Annotated in this window: 16 protein-coding genes; 7 read left to right on the top strand and 9 right to left on the bottom strand. The window is 61.8% G+C overall.

Translation table 11 applies throughout. The features are described from left to right. Together PMI16_RS02395 and PMI16_RS02390 are read left to right on the top strand one after the other, a co-directional pair. Window positions 1–680: ABC transporter substrate-binding protein (locus PMI16_RS02395; RefSeq protein ID WP_007876032.1), on the top strand; the 680-nt coding region annotated here is incomplete at its 5' end. A gap of 66 nt (window positions 681–746) precedes the next feature. Beyond that, entirely contained in the window at window positions 747–1,856 is a 1,110-nt protein-coding gene (locus PMI16_RS02390; RefSeq protein ID WP_007876031.1) for an LLM class flavin-dependent oxidoreductase, read from the top strand. 76 nt (window positions 1,857–1,932) lie between these two features. Here the strand turns inward: PMI16_RS02390 and PMI16_RS02385 are convergent, their stop codons facing one another. From PMI16_RS02385 to PMI16_RS02345, 9 genes are all read right to left on the bottom strand, one after another. Further along, a complete protein-coding gene (locus tag PMI16_RS02385; protein ID WP_007876030.1) occupies window positions 1,933–3,222 on the bottom strand; it encodes an O-acetylhomoserine aminocarboxypropyltransferase/cysteine synthase family protein in 1,290 nt (429 codons plus the stop codon). 95 nt (window positions 3,223–3,317) lie between these two features. Beyond that, window positions 3,318–4,208, bottom strand: coding sequence for an ABC transporter permease subunit (locus PMI16_RS02380; RefSeq protein WP_007876029.1), 891 nt, complete (start codon window positions 4,206–4,208; stop codon window positions 3,318–3,320). Between the two features lie 37 nt (window positions 4,209–4,245). Next, window positions 4,246–5,082: a taurine ABC transporter ATP-binding protein gene (locus PMI16_RS02375; RefSeq protein WP_007876028.1), complete on the bottom strand. Its 837-nt coding sequence runs from the start codon at window positions 5,080–5,082 to the stop codon at window positions 4,246–4,248. After that, entirely contained in the window at window positions 5,049–6,062 is a 1,014-nt protein-coding gene (gene tauA, locus PMI16_RS02370) for a taurine ABC transporter substrate-binding protein (protein ID WP_007876026.1), read from the bottom strand. Before tauA ends, PMI16_RS02375 begins: the two co-directional genes overlap by 34 nt. A 349-nt stretch (window positions 6,063–6,411) precedes the next feature. Continuing rightward, the gene (locus PMI16_RS02365; protein WP_007876024.1) at window positions 6,412–8,397 is read right to left on the bottom strand and encodes a family 2A encapsulin nanocompartment cargo protein cysteine desulfurase; all 1,986 of its coding nucleotides are present in this window, start codon (window positions 8,395–8,397) and stop codon (window positions 6,412–6,414) included. Window positions 8,398–8,405: 8 nt separating this feature from the next. Next, complete coding sequence (locus PMI16_RS02360) at window positions 8,406–9,338, bottom strand: family 2A encapsulin nanocompartment shell protein (RefSeq protein WP_007876021.1); 933 nt, start codon at window positions 9,336–9,338, stop codon at window positions 8,406–8,408. A gap of 79 nt (window positions 9,339–9,417) precedes the next feature. Next, on the bottom strand, window positions 9,418–9,711 hold the full coding sequence (locus PMI16_RS02355) for a helix-turn-helix domain-containing protein (protein ID WP_034378928.1): 294 nt from the start codon (window positions 9,709–9,711) through the stop codon (window positions 9,418–9,420). 88 nt (window positions 9,712–9,799) lie between these two features. After that, window positions 9,800–10,723, bottom strand: coding sequence for a serine O-acetyltransferase EpsC (gene epsC / locus PMI16_RS02350; protein WP_007876019.1), 924 nt, complete (start codon window positions 10,721–10,723; stop codon window positions 9,800–9,802). A gap of 97 nt (window positions 10,724–10,820) precedes the next feature. Beyond that, entirely contained in the window at window positions 10,821–11,330 is a 510-nt protein-coding gene (locus PMI16_RS02345; RefSeq protein ID WP_007876018.1) for a rhodanese-like domain-containing protein, read from the bottom strand. A gap of 315 nt (window positions 11,331–11,645) precedes the next feature. Between PMI16_RS02345 and PMI16_RS02340 the strand changes: the two genes are divergently transcribed. The 5 genes from PMI16_RS02340 to PMI16_RS02320 are packed head-to-tail and all read left to right on the top strand — an operon-like array spanning window position 11,646 to window position 15,603. Further along, the gene (locus PMI16_RS02340) at window positions 11,646–12,515 is read left to right on the top strand and encodes a transporter substrate-binding domain-containing protein (protein WP_007876017.1); all 870 of its coding nucleotides are present in this window, start codon (window positions 11,646–11,648) and stop codon (window positions 12,513–12,515) included. Window positions 12,516–12,530: 15 nt separating this feature from the next. After that, on the top strand, window positions 12,531–13,274 hold the full coding sequence (locus tag PMI16_RS02335; protein ID WP_007876016.1) for an amino acid ABC transporter permease: 744 nt from the start codon (window positions 12,531–12,533) through the stop codon (window positions 13,272–13,274). 10 nt (window positions 13,275–13,284) lie between these two features. Continuing rightward, complete coding sequence (locus tag PMI16_RS02330) at window positions 13,285–14,088, top strand: amino acid ABC transporter permease (protein WP_443134882.1); 804 nt, start codon at window positions 13,285–13,287, stop codon at window positions 14,086–14,088. Further along, entirely contained in the window at window positions 14,075–14,920 is an 846-nt protein-coding gene (locus tag PMI16_RS02325; RefSeq protein WP_007876014.1) for an amino acid ABC transporter ATP-binding protein, read from the top strand. The genes PMI16_RS02330 and PMI16_RS02325 overlap by 14 nt, the downstream gene beginning before the upstream one ends. Before the next feature lie 35 nt (window positions 14,921–14,955). Then, window positions 14,956–15,603, top strand: a complete 648-nt coding sequence (locus PMI16_RS02320) for a cysteine dioxygenase family protein (RefSeq protein WP_007876013.1) — start codon at window positions 14,956–14,958, stop codon at window positions 15,601–15,603. The last annotated feature ends 4 nt before the right edge of the window (window positions 15,604–15,607 follow it).

Genomic DNA, 15,607 nt, shown 5'->3' with positions numbered 1-15,607 from the left:
CTGCCATGATCGCCGGCTCGCCGTTGGCGTTCACGCAGTTCGCGGTGGTCGAGCCGCGCAGCACGGCGATCATCGCCAAGGATGGTTCCGGCATCGACAAGATCTCGGACCTGGTCGGCAAATCGGTGGCGGTCAACCGCTCGGGTCTGGGTGAGTTCCTGCTGGTGGCGGCGCTCGAAAAACACGGCATCGACCGCAGCAAGGTCAAGTTCGTCTATCTCAATCCGCCGGATGCCGGCCCGGCTTTTTCGCAAGGCAAGGTGGATGCCTGGTCGATGTGGAGTCCGGCGGTCGATATCGCGCGCATCGAATACAAGGCGCATGACATCTTTTTCGAAGGACGCGATCTGGACTTCCTGATTGACTTCAACTCTTACGTCACGCATCGCCGCTTCGCCGAAGAAAACCTCGACATCGTGCGCGCGGTCAATGCCGCTTATCGCGCCGAAGGTTTGTGGATCACGCAGAACACGCAGGAAGCGGAAATCCTGGTGCAAAAGGATGCCGGCTATTCCGATGCAGTGCGCGATTCCCTGATCCGGCTCAAGCGCCGCTGGGAGTTCCATGGCACCGGCGATGCCAAATTCCTGACCTCGTTCCAGACCGCCGCCGACTGGCTGTCCGAGCGCAAGATCCTGCCGCAGAAGGTCAGGGTTGCGGATTATCTGGTGAAGGCATGAAGCGGGCGCGAACAAGAAACAGCTTGAAGTCTTTTCCATCGCTGCAGACATTTTGAGAGGTTACCCATGAGCGTCAATTTCATCGGCATGATCACCAGCAACAAGAACTCGGAAATTCATCCGCCCAGCGGTCCGGCCATTGATCGCGACTATCTGAGACGGTTTGCCCAGGCGCATGAGCAATCCGGCTTCGACCGGGTGCTGGTGCCCTACCACTCGACCGGCCCGGACGCCACGCTGACCATCGCCCAGGCGGCTGCAGCAACCGAGCGCATCGATCTCATGCTGGCGCACCGGCCGGGCTTCGTCGCGCCGACGCTGGCCGCGCGCCAGCTCGCCACGCTGGATCAGCACACAGGAGGGCGCCTGGGCGTGCACATCATCTCGGGCGGCTCGGACAGCGAACAGCGCCGCGACGGCGACTATCTCGATCACGATCAGCGCTATGCGCGCACCGATGAATATCTCGACATTCTGCGGCGCGTCTGGACCGAGGACAAACCGTTCGACCATGAAGGCGCTTACTACCGTTTTGAAAACGCCTATTCGGAAGTCAAGCCGGTGCAGCAGCCGCACATTCCGATCTTCTTCGGAGGCGCATCCGATGCGGCGATTCCCGTCGCCGGGAAGCATGCCAATATCTATGCGCTGTGGGGCGAGTCGCTGGATCAGGTGCGCGACCTGACCGGCCGCGTGCGCGCCGAAGCGGCACGGCATGGCCGCGATGTCGCCTTCTCGGTGTCGTTCCGTCCCATCCTGGCCGATACCGAAGATGCCGCCTGGGCGCGCGCAGAGCGCATTCTGGCGGAAACCAAACGCCTGCGCGCCGCTTCGGTGGTGACCAGCCAGCATCTGAAACAAGGCGGCCCGCAGCAAAGCGAGGGCGCACGTCGCTTGCTGGCGGCGGCCGACCAAGGTGCGCGCGTGGACAAACGCCTGTGGACGGAGATCGCCAGAGAGACCGGTGCGCGCTACAACTCCACCGCGCTGGTCGGCACGCCGGAACAGGTCGCTGAAGCCTTGCTGGATTATTACGACCTCGGCGTCACCAACTTCCTGATCCGCGGCTTCGATCCCCTGGACGACGTCATCGATTATGGTCGCGAATTGTTGCCGCGTACGCGCGCACTGGTTGCGGAACGCGTCAAGAACGTGGCTCGGAAACAGGCTGCCTAGTCTCGGCGAATCAGTGATCAGCGATTCGCCAGCGCTGCGGCATGCGCCCATGAAGGAGCACATGCCGCAACAACGATCAGACCGCGGCCAGCGCCTGATCCAGATCGGCGAGCAGGTCGTCGATATGTTCGATGCCGATCGACAGGCGCACCGTATCTTCGGTGACGCCGGCCTTGAGCAGCTCGGCAGGCGAGAGTTGGCGATGCGTCGTTGAGGCAGGATGCGTCGCCAGCGACTTGGCGTCGCCGATATTGACCAGGCGCGTAAACAATTGCAGCGCATCCTGGAATCTGGCGCCGCCGGCCAGGCCGCCCTTGACGCCAAAGGTCAGGATGCCGGACGGCTTGCCCTTGAAGTATTTTTGCGCCAGCGCATGATCGGGGTGATCCTCCAGCCCGGCATAGTTGACCCAGTTCACTTTCGCATGCGTCTTCAGATAGTGCGCCACCGACAAAGCGTTGGCGGTGATTCTGTCCAGGCGCAGGGCCAGCGTTTCGATGCCTTGCAGGATCAGGAAACTGTTGAACGGCGACAGTGCTGCGCCGGTATTGCGCAACGGCACCACGCGCGCGCGGCCGATATAGGCGGCCTCGCCGAGCGCTTCGGTATAAACCACGCCGTGGTAGCTGACATCCGGTTCGTTGAGGTGTTTGAAGCGCTCCTTGTGCTTCGCCCAAGGGAATTTGCCGGAGTCGACAATCGCGCCGCCCAAGGTGGTGCCGTGGCCGCCCAGGTATTTCGTCAGCGAGTGCACCACGATATCGGCGCCGTGTTCGATCGGGCGCAACAGATAGGGCGTGGCGACGGTATTGTCGACGATCAGCGGCACGCCATGGCGATGCGCAATCTCGGCGATGGCGGCAATGTCGGTGATGTTGCCGAGCGGATTGCCGATGGATTCGATGAACACCGCCTTGGTGCGCGCGTCGATCAGCGGTTCAAAAGAAGCCGGCGTGCGCGGATCGGCGAAGCGGGTCTCGATGCCGAACTGCGGCAGCGTGTGTGCGAACAGATTGTAGGTGCCGCCGTACAGCGTCGACGCCGAGACGATATTGTCGCCGGCTTCGGCGATGGTCTGTATCGCATAGGTCACGGCCGCCTGGCCCGACGCCACCGCCAGTGCCGCGATGCCGCCTTCGAGCGCGGCAACGCGCTTCTCCAGCACGTCCTGGGTCGGGTTCATGATGCGCGAATAGATATTGCCTTGCACTTTCAGATCGAACAGGTCGGCGCCGTGCTGGGTATCGTCGAAGGCGAAAGCCACCGTCTGGTAAATCGGCACCGCGACCGCCTTGGTGGTTGGATCCGGTGCATAACCGGCATGCACGGACAGCGTTTCGAACTTCCATTGAGGTGCTTGTGTCATGGGATCTTTCAGTGAATGGGTTGAAAAAACTAAAACGCATTTCATCAATAGGCGGCGAACGAATTATTTCGCCTGTCCCTCTCCGGCATGCAGGATCAGCGATGCGCCTTCCACGGCACCAACCGGTGTTCCAGCCGGCGCATGACCAGATCGAACAGATACGCCACGATGCCGATCAGCACGATGCCCATGATCACGATATCGGTGCGCAGGAAGTTGGAGGCATTCAGCACCAGTTGTCCGACGCCGGCCGTGGCCGCCACCATTTCCGCGGCGACCAGCGTGGTCCAGCCGAAGCCGATGGCGATGCGCAGGCCGGTCAGGATATCGGGTAGCGCCGCCGGCAGAATCACATGCCGCAACAGTTGCCGGCGGCTGGCACCCATCGACAGCGCCGCATGCAATTGTTCCGACAGCACGCCGGTGACGCCCGCACGCGTGGCGACGGCGATCGGTGCAAAACAGGCGAGATAGATCAGCAGGACCTTTGCCGTCTCATCGATGCCGAACCAGATCACGATCAACGGCAGGTAGGCCAGCGGCGGCAGCGGACGATAAAACTCCAGCAAGGGATCTAAGATGCCGCGCACGATTCTGCTGGTGCCCATCAGCAGGCCAAGCGGCACGGCGGTCACGGCTGCCAGCACGAAGGCGCCGAACACGCGCAGCAGGCTCCATGCAAGGTGCTGCCACAGCGGCAGGCCGCCTTGTACATTGCCGTTCCATGCTTGCACCGCGGCATTCCACACCGCCGACGGCGACGGCAGGAACAGCGGCGGAATCCACGCCTGCGCAGTGATGCCCCACCATGCCAGAAAAAGAATGGCAATGGTCGTGACGGTGACGCCCAGCGTCTTGCCGCTGCCGGGGCGTGGATACACTTTGGCGGCTGGCAACAGCGTGGTTGCCGCAGGCAGTTGGGAAGACGTCGGCGTGTCGTTCCAGACCGTATCGGAAACAGCAGGCGACGAGGAAGGAGGAGTCATGATCCGGAGCCCTGGGGTGTTTGGAACGATCAGAAAATCAGGAAGAATGATGCACAAGTTGCAGCAGACGTTCCCGCCAGGCGATGAAATCCGGCGACGACTTGACCGCGCGTGCATCGCCCGACGCCAGATAGTCGCGCGAAAAAGGCAGCTCGAACTGGTGGTCGATCCGCCCCGGGCGAGGCGACATGACGATCACGCGCGAACCGAGGAAGAGCGCCTCCTCGACACTGTGCGTGATGAAGAAAACGGTCTTGCCGGTACGCTGCCAGACCTTGACCAGCAGCTCCTGTATCGACTCGCGCGTCAAGGCGTCGAGCGCGCCCATCGGCTCATCCATCAGCAGCACGCGCGGATCGTTGGCCAGCGCGCGGGCGATGCCGACGCGCTGCTGCATGCCGCCGGATAATTGATACACCGGCGATTGCGCAAATTGCTCCAGTCCGACCAGACGCAGTTTTTCCAGCGCGACGGCGCTGCGTTCGCTGCGCGCGATGCCGCGAAAGCGCAAACCAAGCGCGACATTGTCGACCACGTTCAGCCACGGCAGCAGGGCATGTTTCTGAAACACCACGCCCAGTTCGGGGCTGGGGCCGGTGATCGCCACGTCGTCAAGCAAGGCTTCGCCTTGCGACGCCTGCACGAAGCCGGCGAGGCAATTCAACAAGGTGGTCTTGCCGCAGCCGGAAGGCCCGAGCGCGACCACGAATTCTCCCGGCGCGATCGACAAATCGACATGGGACAAGGCCAGCGCCTCGTCCCGGGCCGCCGATGCAAAACGCACCGACAGCCGGCGTATGTCGAGCCGGCCGCCGGTTTGCGTCCGTACAGCCGGAGGGATCAGCGTACTGCTGTTGTTGCTTTGCGTACCCATGTTGCATTGACTCCTGTGCTGTAATCCGGCAAGACGGTCTGGATGGTGCCCTGGGTTTTCAGGAACGCGGCAGTGGCAGCCAGCGATTTGGCCGCGCCGCCGCCCAGCCATTGGGCCGATGCCTGTTGTTCCAGTGTCGGGAACTCATACAGAGCCAGGCTGGCAGGCACTTCCGCGGCTTCCGCGCCGGACCATTTCGCAACGGCTTTGACCTGCGGTGAATCCGCAGTCCACGCCGCCTTGTTGCGACGATAGCTGTCGTCGGTCGCGGCCAGCGTCTTCACGAATTCGGTCAGGAAGGCATCGTTCTGGCGCGCGAACGTCTTGCTCACGACGATGCCGTCAAAGGTCGCTTTGCCGGTTTGTTTGGCGATCTCGCCGGAGGTGATCAGCACCTGGCCGTTCTTCTTGACCTTGGCCAGCACCGGATCCCAGATGAAGGTGCCGTCGATGTCGCCGCGTTCCCATGCTGCAGCGATCTCAGGCGGACGCATGTTCAGGATCTTCACGCTGCGCGGATCGACCTTGGCGTTTTCCAGCGCCAGCAGGGTATGGAAATGCGAAGTGGAAACGAAGGGCACCGCGATACGCTTGTCCTTCAGATCGGCCAGGTTCTTGACGTTGCTGCCGTTGCGCACCACCAGCGCTTCCGCGTCGTTGATGTTGTCGAGGATCCAGAACAATTCGATCTCCAGTCCTTGCGACAAGCCCGACGCAATCGGCGCCGACCCTGCTTCGCCGATCTGCACCGAACCGGACGCCAGCGCACGGATCACGTCGGCGCCGCTGGCCAGCTTGCGGAAGGTGACCTTGTAGCCGGTCTTTTGCTCCAGCGTTTGCGCGTCTTGCGCGTAGCGCCATGGCACCACCATGTCCTGATAGGCGATGACGACTTCCTTGTTTTGCGCGACGGCGTTTGCCGTCAGGACGGCGGATGTGGCGAGTAAACTGAATACCAGAGCGTGCAGAGTTTTTTTCATTTTATGGATGACGAAGTGGATAGTCGTCCGAGTATAAAAGTCGCGTTTGCGCGGCAATACGAATATTTCCGGCTATGCATATGCGATGGATGCGCGCACGGATGCGCTGGCGGGGGTGGGGACGGCAGATGAGTCAACGGAAAAACTGCCGGCCTGGTTTGCAATGCCTGTCAGTTAAGCGTGAAGCTGGTCTGCCTCACGGCATGCTAGGTGTTGCTGTCGTCCTGACTTTCGCCGGGACGACGGCTAAACACAGAGGTGGACTTAACCGAACGCTATTCGAGACGTAAAAAAACGCGGTCATGCCTTGGGACATGACCGCGTCGACAACAGACTTCAGATTGCTCGTCTAGCCTGCTCGCCGTTGCGAGGCGAGCCTTCTGACGACCGTCGCAAGACGGTCGATTTCGTCGAAGGTATTGTAAAAAGCCAGTGACGGCCGCACCGTCGTTTCAACGCCGAAGCGGCGCAGAATCGGCTGGGCGCAATGATGGCCGGTGCGCACGGCGATGCTTTCTTCATTGAGCGCATGGCCGACTTCCTCGGTGCTGTAGCCGGCCAGCACGAAGGACATCACGCTGGCCTTGTCGTCGGCGGTGCCGATCAGGCGCACGCCCTTGATTTCGCGCAGCTGCTGCATGCCGTAGACCAGCAGGTCATGCTCATAGCGGGCGATGTTTTCGATGCCGATCTTGTGGACGTAGTCGATGGCGGCGCCCAATCCCACCGCGTCGGCGATGTTGCCCGTGCCTGCTTCAAACTTGTTGGGAATCGGCTGGAACACCGTCTTCTCGAACGTCACGTCGGCGATCATGTTGCCGCCGCCTTGCCACGGCGGCATGTCTTCGAGTACCTCGCGTTTGCCCCAGACCACGCCGATGCCGGTCGGACCGAACACCTTGTGGCCCGAGAAGACGAAGAAGTCCGCGCCCAGATCCTGCACGTCGACGCGCATGTGCGACACCGACTGCGCACCGTCGACCAGCGCCTTGGCGCCGGCGCGATGGGCCAGCTCCACGATTTCCTTGACCGGCGTGACGGTGCCGAGCGCATTGGAGACCTGCGTGATGGCGACGATTTTGGTGCGATCGTTGAGCAGCTTGCGATACTCGTCCAGCAACACCTGGCCCGAATCGTCCACCGGAATCACGCGCAGCTTCGCGCCCTTGGCGGCGGCCAGCTGTTGCCACGGCACGATGTTGGCGTGATGTTCGAGATTCGACACGATGATCTCGTCGCCTTCGCCGACATGCTGCGCGCCCCAGCTCTTGGCCACCAGGTTGATGGCTTCGGTGGTGCCCCGGACGAAAATGACTTCGTTGACGTCAGGCGCATTGATGAAGCGCCGCACCCGCTCACGCGCACCTTCGTAAGCATCGGTGGCGCGCGCGGCCAGTTCATGCGCGGCGCGGTGGATGTTCGAGTTTTCGTGCTCGTAGAAATGGCTGATGCGGTCGATCACGGACTGCGGCTTGTGCGTCGTTGCCGCGTTATCGAACCAGACCAGTTGGCGGCCGTTGACGCGCTCCTGCAGAATCGGAAAGTCGCGCCGCACCGCATGCACGTCGAACGGCGGATGACGATCGCCGCCGGCCAGCGGCACTGTCGCGTGCGGTTGTGCCTTGGCCGGCGTGACGTAGCCGCTGGGCAGCACCACCGAATCGACGAAGTAATACTGCGGCGTCGTGGATGGCGAGGGTGATTGCGCCGGCGACGATGCAGACGACGCGGCACCGGGAATCCCGGTAGCCGGCGGCGCGGTCAGGCTGCGATGTTCCGGGATCGACGGCGCGGGCAGGTGTGCATCCGGCGTCGCCGTCGATGCGGGGATTGCGCCGGGCTGGCCATAGGCATCGCTTAGAAAATAATATGGCGATGCACCGGTTTGCGGCCGCGTGTCGCCCACCGATTCCGGCACGCCCAGCAAGGCGCCACTGGTACGCGGCTCATAAGCCGGTATGGCGCTGAGGATCTTGTCCGGAACGCCGTTGCCGGCCGGCGCAACCGGGGCCAGCGCCGGCGCCCGGTTGCCCAGCGACAGCACCTGCGTGGGCGATGCCGGTATCAGGTTGGTGCCGGGAATCTGCCCTTGCGGAATCGGCGTGCCGGGAACGCTGGGGCCGAAACCTGCCGGACTCACCAGTGGTGAACCCGGCGGCGCGATATTGCCGGGCGCCTGCACGCCATGCGGCGCAAACGGCGGGGCTGGCGGCGCAGCAAAGAACTCGGTCGCCAGGCGCGCCAGCACGGCCGGATCGAACGGCGCGCCGGACGGTTCTGGAACGCCGGCGGGCTGACTCGCCGGCAGGGAGGTGGAGGGCGAAAGTAGGCTCACGTCGCGGCTTATTTGTAGGTGTCGGGATAGTCGTGGTACTTGCCGATTTCGACGTCGTCGAGCACCGCCAGCGCATCGGTGGTCAACACCGCGAGCGAGCAGTACAGCGAGATCAGGTACGACGAAATCGCATGGTTGTTGATGCCCATGAAGCGCACCGACAAGCCCGGGCTTTGCTCACCCGGCAGACCCGGCTGGAACAGACCGACCACGCCCTGGCGCTTGTCGCCCACGCGCAGCAGCAGGATCTTGCTCTTGCCGTCGGCAACCGGTACCTTGTCCGAAGGGATCAGCGGAATACCGCGCCAGGTGATGAATTGCGAACCGAACAGGCTGACGGTCGGCGGCGGCGTACCGCGGCGGGTCGCTTCGCGGCCGAAGGCGGCAATCGCCAGCGGATGGGTCAGGAAGAAGGCGGGTTCCTTCCAGACCTTGGTCAGCAGCTCGTCGAGATCGTCAGGCGTCGGCGCGCCGGTCAGCGGGAAGATGCGCTGTTCGTCCGTGACTTGCGCCAGCAGGCCGTAGTCGGGATTGTTGATCAGTTCGCTTTCCTGATTTTCCTTGATGGTCTCGATGGTCAGGCGCAGCTGTTCCTTGATCTGGTCGTGCGGGCTGCTGTACAGGTCGGACACGCGGGTGTGCACGTCGAGCACGGTCGACACCGCATTGAGGTAATACTCGCGCGGATTTTCTTCGTAGTCGACGAAAGTGCGCGGCAGCTGGTTTTCTTCTTCGCGCGCGGTGCAGGTGACCTTGATCGACTCCGGATTCTTGACCTTGTTGAGCCGATAGATACCGGCTTCGACAGGCACCCATTGCAACAGATGCGTCAGCCAGCGTGGGCTGATGGTTTCCAGCTGAGGTACGGTTTTGGTTGCGTTTGCTAGTTGCCTTGCTGCGTTATCGCCAAGCGCGGTGGTACCGCCAACTGTTGCCGACATCGTGACTCCAATTCATGTGGGGTTAAAAAAGTGAGACTGAAAAACGACCGGCAAAGTGTGGCGGTTCAGCCTTGTCGGCTCAACATGCTATAGCCATCAACTTGATGCCGCGCACCAGATTCATTTGGCTGATTGCCTCTCCGCGAGTGACCAGCGCGGACGGCGTCAGTTTCAGCGCGGACGCCAGTTTCTCCACGGTAACCAGCGAGGCGATGGCGCAACCGCGTTCTATTTCGCCGATGTAGGAACGGTTCAGGTTCGAGTTCTCGGCCAACCGCTCTTGCGACCATCCTTGCGCTTCGCGCAGCTGTCTTACACCGATGCCGAAACTTTGCACCAGCGCGCTGGCGACGCCGTCGCCGCCTTCGGACAAAGGGAGTTTCGACTCGCTCAAGGGCGATTTCCTGGAATAATTCTTCTCGCTCATGTCAGGCATTCCTTATCGCATTAGTCATACATCGTCAGCTTGCGCCGATGCTGTTGGCGAAGGCGCCTTCGCGCGATTCGGCCTGGGCGATCCGGCCGCCCGGCGGGACGTCATGCGTGAGCCAGACATTGCCGCCGATGACCGCGCCCTTGCCGAGCGTGATGCGGCCGAGAATGGTCGCGCCCGCATAGATCACGACATCGTCTTCCACCACCGGATGACGCGGCAGTCCTTTTTGCAGGTTGCCTTCGGCATCGGTCGGGAAGCGTTTGGCGCCCAGCGTCACCGCCTGATAGACCCGCACGCGTTCGCCGATGACGGCGGTCTCGCCGATGACGACGCCGGTGCCATGGTCGATGAAGAAGCCGGCGCCGATCCTGGCGCCGGGATGGATGTCGATGCCGGTGGCGCCGTGCGCGAGTTCCGCGACGATGCGTGCGAGCAGAGGGAGGCCGAGAGCGTAGAGCTGATGTCCCAGGCGATAGTGAATCATCGCCAGCACGCCGGGATAGCACAGCAAGACCTCGTCGACGCTGCGCGCGGCAGGGTCGCCCTGGTACGCGGCCAGCACGTCGCTGTCGAGCAGGGTGCGTATCGTCGGCAGGGCGGCGCCGAAGGTCCTGGTCGCGGCCAGTGCGTCTTCGTCGATATTGCGGTCTGTTGCACCGTGCAGTCCGGCGCTGTACTTCAGCTCCAGATGAACTTGTTTCAACAGGGAGTGCAACGCGGCGTCAAGCGCATGCGCGACATGGAAGTCTTCGCTTTCCTGGCGCAGGTCCGGCGGTCCCAGGCGCATGGGAAAGAGTACGCCCTTCAGGCTCTCGACGATGGCCGCGAGCGCATCGCGTGAAGGAAACTCGCGTCCGCCCGGTTCGCTGGCGCGGCGTTGCGCCTGGCGCCAGCTGTGACGCGCCTCGTGCAAGGATTGCACGATGTTGGTGATGTCAAAAGTTGCCACAGGATTCCTTTATGCAAAAACGGTGGTGCCGATCATGCTGCCGGTGTTCTCAAGCCAAGAGGTCCGTTGCAAACAGGCGGTCGTGTCGGGAAAGCACTTAATCCTGAACCCACGGCAAGCCGTGGAAGCGCCAGCCGTCGGCCTTGCCGCGCTGTTGCCGTGCATCGATTTCGCCCTCGAAACCTTCCAGCACATTGAAAATACAGGTGAAACCCGCCTTGGTTGCCGCTTCGGCCGCCAGCGCGGAACGCTTGCCGCTGCGGCACAGCAGCAGCGCGACGACGTCCTTGCCGCCGATCTTGCTTTCCAGCTCGCGCACGAAGCGCGGGTTGCGCGTGAGCGCGGTGCCGGTCGCCCAAGGCACATGGACGCTGTCCGGGACGTGGCCGACGAACTTGCGCTCTTCGTTCGAACGCACGTCCACCAGCAATACCTTGTGCTCGGAAAAAAGCTGCCAGGCCAGGGCCGGAGCGACACCCCCGGCGAACGGCTGGCCGGCGGATTCGGCATGCGCCTTGATCGATGCGAGTTCCTGCGGCAGGGCCGACGGGAGTGAAGGGGTAACGGCGGATGTAACTGCGGATGCAAATGCGTTGGCTGCGGACATAAGAAGACCTCGATGATTGTTCTGACGGTACGGAATTGCGGTCATTTTGGTGGCGATAGACAACAACAAGCCGTGGATACGAATGTACGATCCGTTAATTTGAAATAAAACGAATAAAAACGAGTTCTTAAAGTTGAAAATCAAATATGGAATGCCGGCGTATCCGGTCCGCAAAATAGCGGCATGCGCAAAGCAAGTGCACAAAGCGCATATTGATATGGTTTTTTATTCGTTCCACGACAATGGCCTTGGTCTTTAAAGTAGGCGAATCCGTGCTCAAGCGGATTTGAACACTGAAAAAACATGCCCTTGCAAATGACAAAAAAGACAACCAGCCGAACCGTCGTCACCTCGTTCCTTCCATCTTTCCATGCCGTTGCACGCGCAGCGGCGGTGTTCGCTGCAACGGGTGTTCTGGCAGGCACGGCGCATGCCGACGCCACGCTGGACAAGATCAGGCAACGGCACAAGATCGTGGTCGGCGTCATGCTTTCGGGAGGTCCTTTCGGCTCGATCGATCCGTCCAATCAAAAACCGTTGGGCTGGAACGTGGAGCTGGCGCAGGACATCGCAAGGAAGTTGGGTGTCGAGCTGGAAACCGTACAAGTGCAGCCCTCGAACCGCGTACAGCTTTTACAGCAAGGCAAAGTCGACATCTTGATCGCCGGCATGGAATGGACCCCGGAACGCAATGAAATCCTGTCGTTTGCCCCCACGCCGTTCTATAAGGTGGGCGGCGTCGCCATCGTGCCTAAAGACAGCGGCATCCAGCGCTGGGAAGATCTGCGCGGCAAGGAAGTCTGCCTCTCGCAAGGCAGCAACTACGCCAAGCCGCTGACCGCGGATTACGGCGCAACCGTGAAGGGATTCAAGAGTTCCGCAGAATCCCTGCTGGCGCTGCGCGGCAGCAACTGCGTGGCGGCGGTGCACGATGCGACCTTGCTGTACCCGCTCGCCAACAGCAATCCGGAATGGAAGAACTATCGCACGCTCGCACCTGAACTCATTCCCGGCAACTCGGTGGTGTGGGCGCGCAAGGGCGAGCAGGATACCGTTGCCGCCATCGACAAGATCATCCAGGGCTGGCACAAAAGCGGCTGGTTGATCACCACGGAAAAAAAGCTCAACATCACGCCGGCGTCGTCGGCGCTGGTCGAACTGCATGACAAGTTCAAGAAAAGCTGATCCGGCCGCGCGCACATGATGGAACAGCTGTTGAGCAACATCGTCGCGGCCTTGAAACGCATCGGTCTGAACTATGATTTCCTGCTCGCCGCAAACGAACGCGCGTCGTTCCTGCACGGCCTGGTCGTGACCGTACAACTGTCGGTTGCGACCATCGTCTTCAGCTTGCTGGCGGGATTCGTGCTGGCGGCGATGCTGGTGTCGCGCCGCGGATGGATTGCGTTCGGGGCGCGAGCATTTGTGGAGGTGACGCGCAACACGCCGACGCTGGTCCAGCTCTATTGCGCCTTCCTGGTGCTGAACATGCTGATCACCCAGGCCCTCAAATCGACCGGTGGCAATCCGCTCACGCCGTTCATCTGGGTGGTGGCGGTGATCTCCCTGCATAAGGGCGCTTTTCACGCGGAGTCCTTGCGCGCCGGCATCCAGGCGGTGCCGGCCGTGACGCTGGAAGCGGCGTCTTCGCTGGGGTTCGGCCGGCGCCGGCAATTGCTGCTGGTGCAATTGCCGCTGGCGCTTCGCTTTGCGCTTCCCAGCCTCATCAACAATCTCGTGGACCTCGTCAAGATGACCACCGTAGCCTCGGCCATCGCAGTCGGCGATGTAACCTACCAGTCCATCATGATCTGGACCCAGCGCGACAACGTGCTGGAACTGATGCTGCTGATGCTGCTTTTCTTCGGCCTGCTGACCTATCTTGTCAATCTCGCCGGGCGCCGTCTGGAACAACACCTGAGGATGCCGGGTTATGGCGGATAGCGCGCAAAACATGCATGCCGGCGAGGCGTTGCCCTTGCTGCAGCCCGTACAGCGAAACCGGGCCCGGCGGATATTGCCGGCGGCAGTCATCGTCGTTGCGGTTGCGGCATTCATACATTTGGCCGCCGTATGGCAGGCGCCGGTAGTCGGGTACCTGATTACCTGGTCGCCGGCCTTGCTGCGAGGCATGCTGGCCAACGTCCAGATCAGCGTGCTGGCCATCGCCATCGGCACGCTTGCGGGCCTGGTCATCGGTGCATTGCAGTTGTCGTCGCTGCGCGTCGTGAGAGTGCTCACGCACTGGTACGTGCAGACCTTCCGCAACGCGCCGATGCTGATCCTGATCTACTTCTCGACCTACGTCTTTCCGTTCGAGCTGCATCTCGGCGCGCACTATGTGGCGTTTCCGGACTGGATCAAGGTCACGCTGGGGCTGGCATTGCCGGCCAGCGCCAACGTCGCCGAGATTTTCCGCGGCGCGATCCTGTCGATTCCGGCCGCGCAGTGGGAGGCCGCCAGTTCATTGGCGTTCCGCCGCACCCAGCTGTTGCGCTGGATCATTCTGCCGCAATGCCTGCGCCGCATGCTGCCGCCCTGGATGAACCTGTACGCCAGCATCACGATGGGCACGGCGCTGGCCTCGCTGGTGGGCGTGCACGATCTGCTGGACACCGCCCAGATCGCCAGCACGACGGTGAACCGGGTGGACTTTACGGTCGCGATCTATTTCACGACCTTGCTGCTGTTCTTTGTTTACTGCTATCCGATCTCTCGCTTCACGCACCATCTGGAAAGAAAATATGCCTTTATCTGAATCCAGGCCGGATGCCGGAAACGTGCTGGTCGAACTGCGCGACGTGCATCTGGCGTTCGGCCGCAATGCCGTGCTCAAGGGGATCGATCTGGAAGTTCGCCGCGGCCAGGCCGTTTCCATCATCGGTCCGTCCGGTTCCGGAAAATCCACCATCCTGCGCTGCATCACCGGCCTGCTGAAACCGCAAAGCGGCGACATTTTCCTCGACGGCACCGATGTGCGTGCGCTGAAGTCCGAGAACGAACTGATCGCGCTGCGCAAGCGCGTCGGTTTCGTGTTCCAGCAATACAATCTGTTTCCGCACCTGACGGTGCTGGAAAACCTGGTCATCGCGCCGACCCGCATCCTCGGAAAAGACAAGGCCGCCGCGCACCGCGATGCGCATGATCTGCTCGAACGCGTCAAGCTGGGCGGCAAGGCGTCCGCCTATCCCGGCGAGTTGTCGGGCGGCCAGCAGCAGCGCGTTGCGATTGCGCGTGCGCTGGCGATGCGGCCCGAACTGATCCTGTTCGACGAAGTGACTTCCGCGCTCGATCCCGAGACCGTCGGCGAAGTCCTGACCGTGATTCGCGAGCTGGTGGAGGACGGCATGACTTGCGTGCTGGTGACGCATGAGATGCGTTTTGCGGAAGAGGTCAGCGATGAAGTGTATTTCACCGAAGCCGGCCTGATCGTCGAACGCGGTGCGGCGCACAAGATCTTCAGCGATCCCGACAGCGAGCGCACCAGGAGCTTCCTCACGCGCGCCCTGAATGGCGAAAGCGACGGCAGGCGCCAGGCCAGGAACACGTTTTCTCCCATCAGTTTCGACCGGTTGAAATTTTCGGTCTGACATTGATTTTCTTACCCGACGGCAAAGGACGGATCATGACAAACAAGGCAACGAGAACAGCGGCAGTGGCCGCGACCCTGGCGGAAATCCGCCACATCGAAAACAGCCGCGGCGTCACGCGCGAATCCCTGCAAGCCATTACCGCGGTGTTGCAGAAGCTGGCGCAGCGCGAAGACCTGTTCAGCTTCGCCGACTTCCCGCCGCCAGACGCGGCCAGTGGCAAGACCTCGACGCGTTACTACCTGAACCGCGAAGGCGCGGAGGAATACGCCAATAAGGACACCGACAAGGACACCGACAAGGACGACATCGCGCTCTACCTCAATTCCATCATCCCCGGAAAAACCACGATTCCGCATAATCACGATACCTGGGCGGTGATCGTGGCGATCAAGGGAGAAGAGCTGAATCGCCTGTACCGGCGCGACGACGACGGCTCCAATCCGGAACAGGCGAAAATTTCCCTGACGCGCGAGCTGACCGTGCAGCCGGGCACCTCCATCAGTTTCCTGCCGGACGATCTGCACAGCATCCACGTACAGGGCGATCAGCCGACGCTGCACTTCCATCTGTACGGACGGCCGCTCGACACCTTGTCCGGCCGCATCGGCATCGAGCCGGATACAGGGCGCATCGTCAACTACAACAAGACCTTCTTCAATCAAAAAGAGAAGGCGGCTTGAGGGT

Source organism: Herbaspirillum sp. CF444 (assembly GCF_000282135.1).
Classification (GTDB): domain Bacteria; phylum Pseudomonadota; class Gammaproteobacteria; order Burkholderiales; family Burkholderiaceae_D; genus Herbaspirillum.
The sequence above is the reverse complement of the archived record's forward strand: the minus strand, read 5'-3'. Positions and strand labels throughout refer to the sequence as shown.